This is a genomic window from Shewanella sp. SP1S2-4 (genome assembly GCF_031932075.1).
GTDB classification, from domain to species: domain Bacteria; phylum Pseudomonadota; class Gammaproteobacteria; order Enterobacterales; family Shewanellaceae; genus Shewanella; species Shewanella baltica.
This window is the reverse complement of record NZ_JAUOET010000002.1, coordinates 370,096-382,910: the sequence shown is the minus strand read 5'-3', so window position 1 is coordinate 382,910 and position 12,815 is coordinate 370,096. Positions and strand designations below refer to the sequence as shown.

The window sequence follows — 12,815 nt, the reverse complement described above, 5'->3', positions numbered from 1 at the left end:
TAAGATAACCAAAATTTAAAAGCCGCAATTTGCGGCTTTTTTATTATCTGCGACCTAACTCTCTAAATAGTGGGGACTTTATCCATTGGACTATAATCAACTTCCAGCTCAACCTGACCAAACTCCTGTAGATGCTTAAGCACATCAAGCAATAAAATACGGCTATCGAGTGGGATCAGTCGATAGGTATTATCAGCAATGTTATCAATGCTAAAGCCTGAGGAGAAGGTTGATAATGGCAACTGAGTAACAAGTACCAACGAGCCTTTTATCTTTCCAAATACAGACATTTGGGTATCGTAAACCACAGTTCCTTTGACTAACTGTTCTGTTAAGACAGTAAACTGACGGCCATTAAATTGATAACGATACAATTTATTTTTCTCTGTAGATGAATTAGCACCTTTGGGTGCTGAAGCTACTTTTTGCTGTAGATTTAACGCAAGATCTTGTGCGGGTGAAGCTGCAACCTTAGCACTGTTATCTGAAAGGTTGTCAGTGGCTACCGTTTCATTTTTTGCATTATTACAGCCAAATAAACAACTCACAACGAGTATGTATAAAGTATTTCTCATACTTTTATCCTTAAAAATGACGAGCCGAGTTATAGATTTACCTTAACAAGTTCCTATAACAAATGAAGCAAAATAATGCCTAAACCAAAATTTACGTATAAAAAAGGGCATAACAATTTATGCCCTTCAAAATCTCAACCTTGATTTTTAAGCAGTTACGAACGTAACCCTATTCCGCGCGAGACTAAGTAATACGCTAAGGTCCACAGGGCGACACAGAAACCGATCATAATGGCAATGGATAGTGGCACGCTGATGTCGGCGAAGCCTAAAAAGCCATAGCGGAACACGTTGATCATATAGACCACAGGGTTGAGTGCCGACACGCCTTGCCAGAAAGGGGGCAAGAGTGACAGGGAGTAAAATACGCCGCCAAGGTAAGTTAATGGGGTAAGCACAAAGGTGGGGATGATACTAATGTCGTCGAAGCTTTTAGCAAAAACAGCGTTAATTAAGCCACCCAATGAAAATAACACTGAAGTTAAAAACACTGTCATCACCACTAAACCTGCATGATGTAAGCTAATGTCGACAAAGAACATGGCCACTAACGTCACTATCAGGCCAACACACAAACCGCGCGCCACGCCGCCACCTACGTAGCCAGCAATCAGCACATAATGGGGCACTGGTGCCACCATCAACTCTTCTAAATTACGTTGAAACTTGGCACTGTAAAATGAGCTAGCGACATTCGAGTAAGAGTTAGTGATCACCGACATCATGATCAAACCAGGGGCGATAAACTCCATATAAGATACGCCGCCCATTTCTCCAATCCGGCTGCCGACTAAGTTACCAAAAATCAAAAAATACAAGGTCATGGTAATCGCTGGCGGGACTAAGGTCTGGATCCAAATTCGCGTAAAACGATTGATTTCTTTGCTTAAGATGCTTTTAAAGGCGATAAAGTAGAGCTGGTTCATGCAGAGACTCCCTGAGTTTTCTTCACGAGTTCGACGAAGAGTTCTTCTAAGCGATTAGACTTGTTGCGCATCGATAGCACTTCTATATTGGCCGCACTTAATTGGCTAAAGACATCGTTGAGATTATGCTCTTTCACCACATCCACCTCTAAAGTATGAGGGTCGGTTAAGCGGCAAGTCATGCCATCGAGTACGGGTGCAGTAGCTGTATCCCTACGCAAATCAAGAATAAACGTCTCCATATTCAGCTTACTCAGTAGCGCCTTCATGCTAGTGCATTCCACTAAAATACCTTTATCAATAATGCCGATATTACGGCAAAGCATTTCCGCTTCTTCGAGGTAATGGGTCGTTAGGATGATCGTCACGCCCTGCTGATTAATTTGTTTGAGAAACTCCCACATAGAGCGGCGTAGTTCAATATCCACACCTGCGGTAGGTTCATCTAAAATCAATAATTTAGGTTCGTGCATCAGGGCGCGAGCAATCATTAACCGTCGCTTCATGCCACCAGATAATTCCCGCGAAGGGCTATTGCGCTTTTCCCACAAATCCAGTTGGCTTAAATATTTTTTGGCACGCTCAAGGGCAACCGGTTTTGGCACACCATAGTAACCCGCTTGATTCACCACGATTTGCAGCACAGTTTCAAACTGGTTGAAGTTAAACTCTTGCGGCACTAAACCAATGCAGAGCTTGGCGTGTTCTAGCTGCTTATCAATATCATAATCAAAGACTTTGACCGAACCTGAACTCTTCTGCACTAAGGAGCTGATAATACCAATCGTGGTGGATTTACCCGCACCATTGGGGCCGAGCAAGGCAAAGAAATCCCCTTGATTGACGGTGAGGCTGATGCCTTTGACCGCTTCGACACCGCCTTTATAGGTTTTTTTAAGCCCTTCGAGTACCAGAGCATGGGTAATATTCGCCATATTTGTACCGATCCTTACACATTAGGAAGTAATAAGATGGTGCTAAAAAACACAATTACAATGATGGGTTGCAGAACTAAAGCAAAAAATTAGCTAATCAATTGAAAAACCAATCTTTAATGGTTCAATTATTTATACTATTTTTTATATAACCGTAAAAAGCAAAACTCCCGCCTGTTGCGGGAGTTTTAAACGATATCGGACACTTAATCGAGTGGCACGACTTTCGCGATGTAAGGCAGATTGCGATATTGCTCTGCATAATCAATACCATAACCCACGATAAACTCATCAGGGATAGTGAAACCGATAAAATCGACCTTCACATCCACTTCACGACGTTCAGGTTTATCCAGCAGGGTGCACAGTGCAAGGCTCTTAGGCTCGCGCAGTAACAGCATCTCGCGCACTTTGCTTAAGGTGTTACCTGAGTCAATCAAGTCTTCCACAATCAATACATCGCGACCGGCGATATCTGATTGCACATCTTTCAGCACTTTCACATCCCGTGAGCTGGTCATAGCATTGCCATAACTGGAAACCGACATAAAATCGATTTCAACATGGCCTTTAATTCGGCGACACAGGTCAGCCATAAAGACCACTGAGCCTTTTAACAAGCCTACCATCAGCAGACGTTCGCTGTGGGCATAATGGGCATTGATTAGCTCGGCCATTTGATCCAATTTCTGGCTTATCTCTTCCGCAGAGATCATCACTTCGGTGGTGTGTTTCATATAAGTCTCAATTGTCGAGGTCGCGGTTAGACTGTTTGTCATAACCCCAGCGACTCGTTAATGCATGGTCAACGCCCAAATGATCGAGAATTCGAGCGACCATAAAGTCTACCAGATCTTCAACCGATTTGGGATTGTGATAAAAACCGGGGGCGGCGGGCATAATGGTCGCGCCGAGGCGAGAAAGGCTCAACATATGCTCTAAGTGTATGGCACTAAAAGGAGTTTCCCTCGGCACTAGGATAAGTTGGCCGCGCTCTTTAATCACCACATCGGCGGCGCGTTCGAGTAAATTATTACTCATTCCGGTAGCCACAGCCGCTAACGTCCCCGTCGAGCAAGGGCAAATCACCATCTGTTTAGGTGCGGCGCTGCCCGATGCGGGCGGTGAAAACCACTCATCTTTGCCTAACACCACTAACTCGCCAGTGATAATCACGCCTTTTTCGTGCAGCAAAGCCAACAGCTGGGCATGGGCTTTGTCGCTGTTGGCGCTTAACTGCAAACCGTGTTCAGTCGCTAATACTACCCGAGCGGCACTGGAGATCATCAAAAACACTTGATAACCCGATACCAATAGACACTCGAGTAACTTAAGCCCATAAGGTGCACCCGAGGCACCTGTCCAAGCTAAGCTAATCGCCTTTGTCGACTTTGTGTAGCTCATCTTAAACCTGCTCTGCAGTTGAACGTAGCTCTAATGCGGCCAATAACTTCTTATGTAAACCGCCAAAGCCACCGTTACTCATCACCACTATGGTGTCACCCGCTTTGGACGTTGCCGCCACTTTGGCGACCACATCATCAATTTGATGTAACACAGTCACAGGGATCACCGCCGCTTCCATGGCTTCTTTCATATTCCAGTCGATGGTATCGGCTTGATATAAAAAGGCTTCGTCGGCTTGCATCATAGAAAAAGCTAAAGTGTCCTTATGGACACCGCTCTTCATAGTGTTTGAGCGCGGCTCGAGTACTACAGTAATCTTGCTCTGACCGACCTTAGCCCGCATGCCTTTTAAGGTGGTCGCAATCGCCGTTGGGTGGTGAGCGAAATCATCATATACGCTCACGCCATTAACGGTTCCGAGTAATTCGAGTCGACGTTTAGGTGGCATAAATTTAGCCAAGGCGTCAATCGCGGCATTCGGCTTAACGCCCACGTGACGCGCAGCAGCAATGGCCATCATGGCGTTTTCAATATTGTGCTGACCAATCAAATCCCATTCGAGAATGCCTTGGGACTCACCATCAAAAAACACTTCAAAGCGATGGCAATCATCACTTAAGGCTTTGCCATACCAACCGCTGATCGATTCAGCTAAATGATAGTTTTCCTGCTCGCTCCAGCAACCCATATCAATCGTTTGCTTAACGGCATGGGAATCGGCTGGCCAAACGATCTTTCCTTCGCCAGGTACAGTGCGAACTAAATGATTAAACTGTTTTTGAATCGCGGCCAGATCGGCAAAAATATCGGCATGATCGAACTCAAGATTGTTGATCACTAAGGTACGTGGATGATAATGCACGAATTTCGAACGTTTATCGAAGAAGGCACTGTCGTATTCATCGGCCTCAACCACAAAAAAAGCCGTCTTGCCTAAACGCGCCGACACACCAAAGTTTTGCGGTACGCCACCGATTAAGAACCCAGGCTCATAACCGCAATCATCTAAAATCCAAGCTAACATACTAGAAGTCGAGGTTTTACCGTGAGTACCAGACACTGCCAGTACCCAACGCTCAGGCAAAATATGATCGGCTAAAAACTGCGGGCCAGAGGTATAAGGGATGCCAATGTTCAACACGGCTTCCACGCAAGGATTACCCCGACTCATAGCATTACCAATGACAACTAAGTCAGGATAATGCCCTGCTTCACCCAGCTGGCTGGGATCAAAACCTTGAATAAGCTCAATGCCTTGGTCCTCTAGTTGCGTGCTCATTGGAGGATAGACATTGGCATCCGAGCCCGTCACTCTGTGCCCTTTTGCCCTAGCCAATAACGCTAGACCACCCATGAAGGTTCCACAAATTCCTAAAATATGTACGTGCATACCGCTCGCTCTGATGTTTTGAATTCAATGCCATTCTAATCCATCGGGCGACAGATTGGCAGGTAACAATCGGCGAAAAGCACTGCAATCGCAAATGACAGTTTTTAAATCCGTGGATTTCACATTCGAGTTGCAGAACTGAGATTTTTAGATAACAGGAAAACTAACACAAGGCCGAAAACTGTTGCAATGCAGGGTACCATACCCAAACAACCTGAAGATGCAGGATTCAGCGGGAGTTTAACGCACTTTAGGCAAGGCGGTTATTTGCAGACCTAGCGGGCTAAGTTAAAAATAACCAACGCAGCATAAAGTGCGTTAAAACCCGCCGGGACGGAGCGCCTAGGGTGCTTCACTTCCGTGTTGCATCAATTCAAAAGGTGGCCGACATTCTGTCATTGATGCGCCTTGAATTGAAGCAGCCTAGGCGCTCTGAAACTCGTATCTTCAGGTTGCTTGGGTATAGCGTAAGTCTCGATAGAGCTGAGCATGCTGAGAGCGGTGACGACTAAATAAGAATTGACGTAACGCTTCACGTTCTTCGGTTTCGGCCTGAAACTTAACAAAGGCCAAACCTTTCTCACTACGGATAGGCTCAATATCGATACGTAAAGTCTCGCCATTAGGCAATTGTAATTGCAGCTCTTTGCTGCCTAGCAATTGCTTAAATTGCTGCTGTGATTTAGCGCGAATAGCCATGCCAGAACTGGATAACGAGGCAACTGACCATTGCTCACCTTGATCGTGGTCGAATATCCACACATCATCGGCTTGGGTTAACCGCCAACTGCGCTCCACTCCCGAAGCATCGAGCACTTCAGGCACGCCTAAAGTGGGTTGAAACTGTCCAAAGTCATCCACTTTCATCAGTAGCGGAAACCAGAGTTTATAGGGCCCGACTTCGGCTAATAGAGTGAGTTTTGCCTTACCGAGAATCGAAGCGATAACTTGCGGCACTTCAGTTGTGACTGTGAGCACGTGATTGACAAGGGGATCGTTAGTCAAGGCAGTGCCCACACGAGTCGGCGAAAAAAGTTCGCTAAAACAAGCAAGCTCCTCCGCGGATAATCGAGGTTCATCCATCATGATAAGTCCTCCCAAGTTAAATTCCTTATCCCAAAAAGTACCACCAAAGTATGATGTTGTACATTTTTACACCAAAATACTGGCAAAAAACGGAATATAGGCTAGCAAGGCTAAATTGAAGAGGCTATTAGCCATTTGCGCTATTTAACTTGGAAAATACAGTGGATTGTTATTCCTCGTTTTTTAAACTGCTGGAAGGCGGAGCAAACAAGATACGTAGTCGTTGTTTAACACTCAAGCCTATTGCGGTGACCTCAGCAAACATGTCTCGCCATTCGCTAAACGTCACTTTAAGGGGATTAAAACTATTCACAGGCTTAGTGATACCGTAGATCACTGTCTCCACTTCGGGCTCAAAAGTGCCAAACAGCTTGTCCCAAATAATCAGCACGCCCGCATAGTTTTTATCTATATATTGGGGATTACGACCGTGGTGCACCCTGTGATGTGACGGTGTATTAAAGACCCATTCCAGCGGTCCGAGTGATTTAATCGCTTGGGTATGCACAAAAAATTGCAATCCCAGATTGAGTAATACCACAAATACCACCCAGTTTGGATCGAAACCTATGACCACCAGCGGTAACCAAAATACCCACATTCCCGCCAATGGATACATTAAACTCTGACGAAAAGCCGTACTAAAATTCATATTCTCAGAGCTGTGGTGCACCACGTGAGCCGCCCACATCCAACGCACTCTGTGGCTCGCCCTGTGGAACCAGTAGTAACAAAAATCCTGCGCAACCATCAAGGCAATAAAGCTTAATGGGCCCATTTCAATATCGAATAACTTCCAACCAAACATCGCCAGATACAGCTTAGCGATCAACAAGCCAGTGAGCAGATCGGCACCTTGATGCATTGCTGCGAGGCTGAAATTACACAGCACTTCTTGGCCGCGATAACGTGCACTCAAGGGTAGCTTTTGTTTTTTATCGCCAAAATACCATTCCAGCAAAATACACACGAAAAACAACGGCGCGAGCACGAGCAGTAACACTTCGGGGTGCTGGATCAGCGAGGCGATATCCATATAAGGTCGTCCTGTTCTCTTGTTGTTTTATGATTATTTTTAGTGTTTTTTATATCGATTCTGAGCGAATTTTATAAACCGCATTAAACGCCACAACACAGACAACAGTGGTCGGTTAGTCGCGTTTTACGACCCGCATTTGGTTACCAGCGGGCATAGTGATCTTCGGCGAGTCCCAGCACATTATTCAACTGGTAACTGCGCCCTTGATTATCGGTAATCGTGCCGCTGAAATGACCGATGAATTGGCGAAAATTGCTCTTAAGCAAGAGCAAGTTACGCTTTTCACTGCGACAATTGCGCGCTGCAAATTGTAGATCCACTTGGCCATTTTGACTGTAAACTCGCCAGACTTCGGCGCCGAGCGTGGCGTGACGATCAAATTCAAACTGCACTGGTCCGAGTAAATGACGCTCACCATTAATCCAAAAGACATTTTCAATAGCGCCGGTTTCATTGACGCCCGCAGCTAAATTAAGCCCCATAATGCCCTCATGGATCCGCGCGTTGATCGACGCCCAGCGCCAACTCGTATCGCGGCGCATGTAACCCGCCGAAAAATCATAACCAGCTAAAGCGTGATTCAGCGGCTGCGGCTCATGAGCTACAGTCAAACTACCTTTAACCGTCAAACCATTATGTTTCTGTGTGTAAGTCCAGCCGTTGTATCCCGTAGGGCTACACATGGCCATAGGCAAACTTAAGGGTGCTGAGTGCAAAGTCACATCGGCTTGAATATTTTTAGTATCAATCATTAACCGCCAACCACCCTCTACAATCTCAAAGCTTAACTTCGCCCCTTTACTGCCAATACTACTTCGCCCCTCGGCGGGCGATGGCGTCATCTGATAGCCAAATCTTAAAGGTTTTAGCCAATCAAGCTGGGTGAGAGTGTTGGTTTTTATGTCGTATAAATAACAAAACGCACTGCCGACGTAAGCAATATCGGCAAGTGCGATACCAAGGACATAACGCGGCGTGACCAAAGAGACAAACTGAAACTGTTTATAATCGAAATGCTTGGCCCACGCTGAAGCGGGTTTATCCATAGTATCGAAATAAGCAAAGTCCGCTAAACCTAAGGTTTTGACTATGCCATCGAAATGCCCGAAATGGGGTAACCCCTTTGGATTGATCAGGCTATCTGGGGCGATTTGCGTAGCTATCGTTAACATGACTATGCCTTACAGAAAGGACGCGGGAGCATCTGTGCTCTCTCATTCTAAACATCGAATTTTTACTCTAACCCGTCTCCCTTTGCATTAAAAGAGTGCAAGGTCAAAATGTTGTCATTTTGTTGCCAACCAGTATTCTGTTTAATGCTTTATCATCCTAGGTTATAAAACGAAAAAAGCGCCCTAAGGCGCTTTAATGCTAAATGCTAAATGCTAAATGCTAAATGCTAAGCAGGACTAGAATCGATAGCTCATTCCAAAGTTGATCCCCTGCAACTCTAACTCTTTCATCGGAAGATATTCATATTCCAAATTCAAACCGAATCCTGACTTAAAGCGATATTGCCAACCAACCGCGCCATAAAAGCCGACATCGTTCGAGTCCATCTCCTGCTTATCCATCTCATAGCTCACTTGAGTGTAGGCAGCGCCCAGCTTGGCATAAAGGCTGTTACCGCGAGACAACGCATACTCTCCGTAGGCTGTGGTTCTAACACCGTTATAACTCAAGTTTTTTATCTCGCTGATAATACTGACAAGCGCACTCGCAACACCACCGGAACCAGCTAAATAACCCGCTTCAACCCCAAAATGCTCGTTGAGCATATAACGGTAATATAAGTCGCCACTCAGGGTGTCACCGGCATCATATTTACCATTCTTAGTTTCAAACTCTTGGCTACCGTAGCCTAAACTGCCGCCGAGTATATGGGCAGAGTCCCCAGCAAATGCATTGGTGCTAATGATGCTGGACGCCAGTGTCAGGCCCACAATAAACGAAATTAACGACAGTTTTGGCATATTTTGCACCTAAAGAAATGAACTAACCCATAGTGAACGCTGGATATTATCACTAAAAGCTGTACTCCAACTGAATCAAGGTGTTCTGTGGCATCAAAAGTGATTTCTGGTATGCTGTAGCCACTTTTACTTGTACGAGAGATCCCATGAAACGGCTATTACTGACTTTGACTTTTCCCCTGCTGTTCGCGGGCTGTGCCAGCCAAAACCCGACTCATATGGCTTTCAGTCCCCAAGTGCCCAATATCAGTCAACAAACGGCGCAATCTGTACCTATCTCTCTTGAAACAGTCGATACGCGCACCGTCGATTACGTGGCGCGTTTTATTGAAGAAGGGACAAAAACACGTTTGGTCGGCCCGAGTGAACCGCCTAAATTACTGCTCGATGAAGTATTCCGCGCAGGCTTTAGCCAAGCGGGTTATCAAATCGATCCTAGCGCGACTAATTCAGTGCAAATTCAATTAGAAGAATTGCAAATGGATGTCACTAAAAAGACTTTTGGCTATGAGGCAAAACACAGTGTGTTAATCGCAGTGCAAGCCAAAAACTCAACCCAAGAACTGGTTAAACGTTACAAGGCAAAAGGCACCTTGAAAGGCCCTTTAACACCCGATTTTGCGACCTTAGAGCTGGATATGAATAAATTACTCGGCCAACTCACAGGTGAAATTCTCAATGATCCTGAGCTTAATCAGTTTCTACAACAATAACAGCGTCAGTTTATTATAAGGAAATCAATATGCTCCGTTGGATATCAGCCCTCTTATTTCTCTTTATGAGTCACAATAGCCTCGCGCTCGACATTCAAGCCGATACCTTGTATCCCAGAGTCGAGTTTGACACTAGCTTAGGCAAAATAGTGGTCGAGCTAGATAGAACACGCGCACCTATCACTGTCGATAACTTTTTAACTTATGTCGTCAAAGGCGAATACGACAACACGATATTTCACCGTGTGATCAGTGACTTTGTGGTGCAAGGCGGTGGACTCACCCCTAAGTATGAAGAGTTGCCTGACGGCAAGCCGATAGTCAACGAATCAGGAAATGGTCTCACCAACAGCATAGGCACTATCGCCATGGCGCGGGAAAACGAGCCGCACTCAGCCACACGCCAGTTCTACTTCAACGTGGCCGACAATACTAAGCTCGACCCATCCAAACGCCGTTGGGGTTATGCCGTATTTGGTGAAGTGATTGAAGGTAAAACTGTCCTCGAAGCTATGGCTGTCGTTGAGACAGGCACGAACACTAAGCTCAATTGGCCTGACGTCCCTGTGACACCTATCGTATTGAAAACCGCTAAGTTATTACCTAAACAGTAATCCAAAAATAATTTCGAGCAAAAGCGCTAATTTTGCATCTATACTGTTATAGCAAACAGAAAGGAGGCAAACGATGACGGCAACTGAGTTCATCGATAATAAAGCGCCCCAACTCGCCTTTTATGGAAAAGCGTTTTTGAGTGAAGAACTCGACTTCCATGAAGTGCAACTTTACTTATGGGACACGTTAGAAGAATGGCAACAATTGAATTCGACTGGCGAAGCGCAAACGGAAACTGAAAAAGTGTTTTGGCACTTGCTTCACAGCTTTAACAGGTGGCCTGACTGTGTGATCCGCGGTAATCAATATCTGCGTAAGCAAGTAAATGATTGCTGTGACTTTCTGAGTTTAGGCGGCCGAGTGCCACAGGGATGCGTTGGGATAAGACCTTAAGTTCTGCATGCCTATCAATAGAAAATGGCCCTGTTATCAGGGCCTTTTTATATCGCGTAATTGATTCCTCCCCCTTCATTTTTGTGCTCTCTTCTACTCAAGGTATTAATACAGGCAATCAATGCCGACAATTAATGCTGACGATGAAAATCACTGCAAACGCTTAGCAACAGAAGATTAACGCTTAAGCCATATTCAATCACCAAAATGCGCCAAACGAGAGCCTTGTACAAAAGGAATGCCATTAGCCCTTGAACCCTATGGCACCTTACCCGTAAGCTAGGCGGATTAAACACTTAGACTCATACCTATGTCCGCAACAGGTTTTATTCAACGTACACTCGATGCGCTCAGTGTCTATTATCACAAGCGGGTTTTGATCCTGTTATTACTGGGGTTTTCCGCCGGTCTACCATTAATGCTGGTATTTTCAACGCTATCCTTTTGGTTGCGTGAAGCCGGTGTTGATCGCACTTCAATCGGTTATTTCAGCTGGATAGCCTTGGCCTATGCGTTTAAATGGGCTTGGTCGCCTTTAGTCGATCGACTCTCGATACCACTGTTAACTCGCTTTCTAGGCCGACGCCGCAGCTGGATGTTGTTCGCTCAGCTGTTATTGGTGGGGGCTATCTTAGGTATGTCGTTCAGCGATCCGCTCAAGGATCTCGAACGCTTGGCACTGTTCGCGTTAATGGTCGCCTTTGCTTCCGCCACCCAAGATATTGTGATTGATGCCTTTCGAATTGAATCCGCCCCAGAAAAGATGCAAGCCGCATTAGCCGCCGCCTATCAAGTGGGTTATCGCAGCGCCATGATTATCGCCACAGCAGGTGCACTCACGATAGCGGCTTGGGTCGAACCCGGTAACACAGCATACAACTTAGTCGCCTGGCAAACCTCTTACCTGATTATGGCGGGATTAATGTCCGTGGGGATTTTGACCACGCTTTTTAGCCGTGAGCCCAAAGTCGATACCCGCGCCGCCGATGCAACCGAACTAGCCTTGAAGCAACGCTTAAGCGCCACTTATCCAAGCGTTATCGCCGCTGGCATGTCTTGGGTTTACACGGCCAGTATTTTACCTTTTATTGATTTTTTCAAACGCTATGGCCGCAGCGCTATCCTCATCCTATTGCTGATTTCTTGCTACCGGATCTCAGATATTGTGATGGGCATTATGGCGAACGTCTTCTATGTGGATATGGGCTTCACTAAAGAAGAAATTGCCTATTTAAGTAAAATCTATGGCCTGATCATGACCTTAGTCGGTGCAGCTTTTGGCGGTATTTTGTTAGCACGTTATGGCACGATGAAGATCCTTTTCCTCGGCGCGTTACTGGTGGCGGTAACCAATCTGTTATTCGCGTGGCAGGCGGTGCTTGGCTACAACGTGCCCTTTTTAACCTTTGCCATTTCCGTGGACAACTTTAGCGCAGGAATCGCCACGGCGGCCTTTATCGCCTATCTATCGAGTCTCACCAGCAGCGGCTACAGTGCGACGCAATATGCTTTACTGTCGTCGATTATGTTGCTGTTCCCTAAGTTTATCGCGGGCTTCTCAGGGGCTTATGTCGACGCATTTGGCTATGTGAACTTCTTTGTCGCCGCCAGTGTGATTGGTTTTCCTGTGTTGTTTTTGGTTATCTTAGTCAACAAGTATGCGCCGCACCCCAGCACATCATTAATGGATGATTCGTCAAAAAGTGCACCAGCAAAATCAGATTAAGGTCTCATAGCACTTATGTCATCAATATAAAAAAGCC

At 45.8% G+C, this 12,815-nt stretch carries 14 protein-coding genes; 4 read left to right on the top strand and 10 right to left on the bottom strand.

What is annotated here, in order from left to right; genetic code table 11:
* Positions 1-62 precede the first annotated feature (62 nt).
* From Q4Q52_RS03900 to Q4Q52_RS03855, 10 genes are all read right to left on the bottom strand, one after another.
* The gene (locus Q4Q52_RS03900) at positions 63-575 is read right to left on the bottom strand and encodes a hypothetical protein (protein WP_311890958.1); all 513 of its coding nucleotides are present in this window, start codon (positions 573-575) and stop codon (positions 63-65) included.
* Positions 576-730: 155 nt separating this feature from the next.
* Complete coding sequence (locus Q4Q52_RS03895; RefSeq protein WP_006080287.1) at positions 731-1,501, bottom strand: ABC transporter permease; 771 nt, start codon at positions 1,499-1,501, stop codon at positions 731-733.
* On the bottom strand, positions 1,498-2,436 hold the full coding sequence (locus tag Q4Q52_RS03890; RefSeq protein WP_311890959.1) for an ABC transporter ATP-binding protein: 939 nt from the start codon (positions 2,434-2,436) through the stop codon (positions 1,498-1,500). Before Q4Q52_RS03890 ends, Q4Q52_RS03895 begins: the two co-directional genes overlap by 4 nt.
* A gap of 206 nt (positions 2,437-2,642) precedes the next feature.
* Positions 2,643-3,173 carry a hypoxanthine phosphoribosyltransferase gene (gene hpt, locus Q4Q52_RS03885; protein WP_011845844.1) on the bottom strand — a complete coding sequence of 177 codons (531 nt, stop codon included), beginning with the start codon at positions 3,171-3,173 and terminating at the stop codon, positions 2,643-2,645.
* 7 nt (positions 3,174-3,180) lie between these two features.
* Positions 3,181-3,840 (bottom strand): flavin prenyltransferase UbiX, encoded by a 660-nt coding sequence (locus tag Q4Q52_RS03880; protein ID WP_006080284.1) that lies wholly within the window; start codon positions 3,838-3,840, stop codon positions 3,181-3,183.
* A gap of 1 nt (position 3,841) precedes the next feature.
* Positions 3,842-5,233, bottom strand: coding sequence for a UDP-N-acetylmuramate:L-alanyl-gamma-D-glutamyl-meso-diaminopimelate ligase (mpl, locus tag Q4Q52_RS03875; RefSeq protein ID WP_311989879.1), 1,392 nt, complete (start codon positions 5,231-5,233; stop codon positions 3,842-3,844).
* Between the two features lie 447 nt (positions 5,234-5,680).
* Complete coding sequence (locus Q4Q52_RS03870) at positions 5,681-6,319, bottom strand: hypothetical protein (protein WP_311987463.1); 639 nt, start codon at positions 6,317-6,319, stop codon at positions 5,681-5,683.
* A 169-nt stretch (positions 6,320-6,488) separates the two neighbouring features.
* On the bottom strand, positions 6,489-7,355 hold the full coding sequence (locus Q4Q52_RS03865; protein WP_311989878.1) for a sterol desaturase family protein: 867 nt from the start codon (positions 7,353-7,355) through the stop codon (positions 6,489-6,491).
* Between the two features lie 143 nt (positions 7,356-7,498).
* Positions 7,499-8,530 carry a DUF2804 domain-containing protein gene (locus tag Q4Q52_RS03860; RefSeq protein ID WP_311987333.1) on the bottom strand — a complete coding sequence of 344 codons (1,032 nt, stop codon included), beginning with the start codon at positions 8,528-8,530 and terminating at the stop codon, positions 7,499-7,501.
* Positions 8,531-8,767: 237 nt separating this feature from the next.
* Entirely contained in the window at positions 8,768-9,331 is a 564-nt protein-coding gene (locus Q4Q52_RS03855) for a porin family protein (protein WP_311989877.1), read from the bottom strand.
* Positions 9,332-9,477: 146 nt separating this feature from the next.
* Between Q4Q52_RS03855 and Q4Q52_RS03850 the strand changes: the two genes are divergently transcribed.
* The 4 genes from Q4Q52_RS03850 (at position 9,478) to Q4Q52_RS03835 (ending at position 12,778) form a co-directional block, all read left to right on the top strand.
* The gene (locus Q4Q52_RS03850; RefSeq protein ID WP_106651566.1) at positions 9,478-10,044 is read left to right on the top strand and encodes a YajG family lipoprotein; all 567 of its coding nucleotides are present in this window, start codon (positions 9,478-9,480) and stop codon (positions 10,042-10,044) included.
* A 29-nt stretch (positions 10,045-10,073) separates the two neighbouring features.
* Positions 10,074-10,658, top strand: a complete 585-nt coding sequence (locus Q4Q52_RS03845) for a peptidylprolyl isomerase (protein WP_106651567.1) — start codon at positions 10,074-10,076, stop codon at positions 10,656-10,658.
* Between the two features lie 73 nt (positions 10,659-10,731).
* Positions 10,732-11,052 carry a hypothetical protein gene (locus Q4Q52_RS03840; protein ID WP_107949078.1) on the top strand — a complete coding sequence of 107 codons (321 nt, stop codon included), beginning with the start codon at positions 10,732-10,734 and terminating at the stop codon, positions 11,050-11,052.
* Between the two features lie 310 nt (positions 11,053-11,362).
* Positions 11,363-12,778: an AmpG family muropeptide MFS transporter gene (locus tag Q4Q52_RS03835; protein ID WP_311989876.1), complete on the top strand. Its 1,416-nt coding sequence runs from the start codon at positions 11,363-11,365 to the stop codon at positions 12,776-12,778.
* Positions 12,779-12,815 lie beyond the last annotated feature (37 nt).

Bases quoted from the DNA above. Each gene is read 5' to 3' on its own strand.
- Q4Q52_RS03900 (WP_311890958.1), bottom strand. From the start codon at position 575: ATGAGAAATACTTTATACATACTCGTTGTGAGTTGTTTATTTGGCTGT.
- Q4Q52_RS03895 (WP_006080287.1), bottom strand. From the start codon at position 1,501: ATGAACCAGCTCTACTTTATCGCCTTTAAAAGCATCTTAAGCAAAGAA.
- Q4Q52_RS03890 (WP_311890959.1), bottom strand. From the start codon at position 2,436: ATGGCGAATATTACCCATGCTCTGGTACTCGAAGGGCTTAAAAAAACC.
- hpt (WP_011845844.1), bottom strand. From the start codon at position 3,173: ATGAAACACACCACCGAAGTGATGATCTCTGCGGAAGAGATAAGCCAG.
- Q4Q52_RS03880 (WP_006080284.1), bottom strand. From the start codon at position 3,840: ATGAGCTACACAAAGTCGACAAAGGCGATTAGCTTAGCTTGGACAGGT.
- mpl (WP_311989879.1), bottom strand. From the start codon at position 5,233: ATGCACGTACATATTTTAGGAATTTGTGGAACCTTCATGGGTGGTCTA.
- Q4Q52_RS03870 (WP_311987463.1), bottom strand. From the start codon at position 6,319: ATGATGGATGAACCTCGATTATCCGCGGAGGAGCTTGCTTGTTTTAGC.
- Q4Q52_RS03865 (WP_311989878.1), bottom strand. From the start codon at position 7,355: ATGGATATCGCCTCGCTGATCCAGCACCCCGAAGTGTTACTGCTCGTG.
- Q4Q52_RS03860 (WP_311987333.1), bottom strand. From the start codon at position 8,530: ATGTTAACGATAGCTACGCAAATCGCCCCAGATAGCCTGATCAATCCA.
- Q4Q52_RS03855 (WP_311989877.1), bottom strand. From the start codon at position 9,331: ATGCCAAAACTGTCGTTAATTTCGTTTATTGTGGGCCTGACACTGGCG.
- Q4Q52_RS03850 (WP_106651566.1), top strand. From the start codon at position 9,478: ATGAAACGGCTATTACTGACTTTGACTTTTCCCCTGCTGTTCGCGGGC.
- Q4Q52_RS03845 (WP_106651567.1), top strand. From the start codon at position 10,074: ATGCTCCGTTGGATATCAGCCCTCTTATTTCTCTTTATGAGTCACAAT.
- Q4Q52_RS03840 (WP_107949078.1), top strand. From the start codon at position 10,732: ATGACGGCAACTGAGTTCATCGATAATAAAGCGCCCCAACTCGCCTTT.
- Q4Q52_RS03835 (WP_311989876.1), top strand. From the start codon at position 11,363: ATGTCCGCAACAGGTTTTATTCAACGTACACTCGATGCGCTCAGTGTC.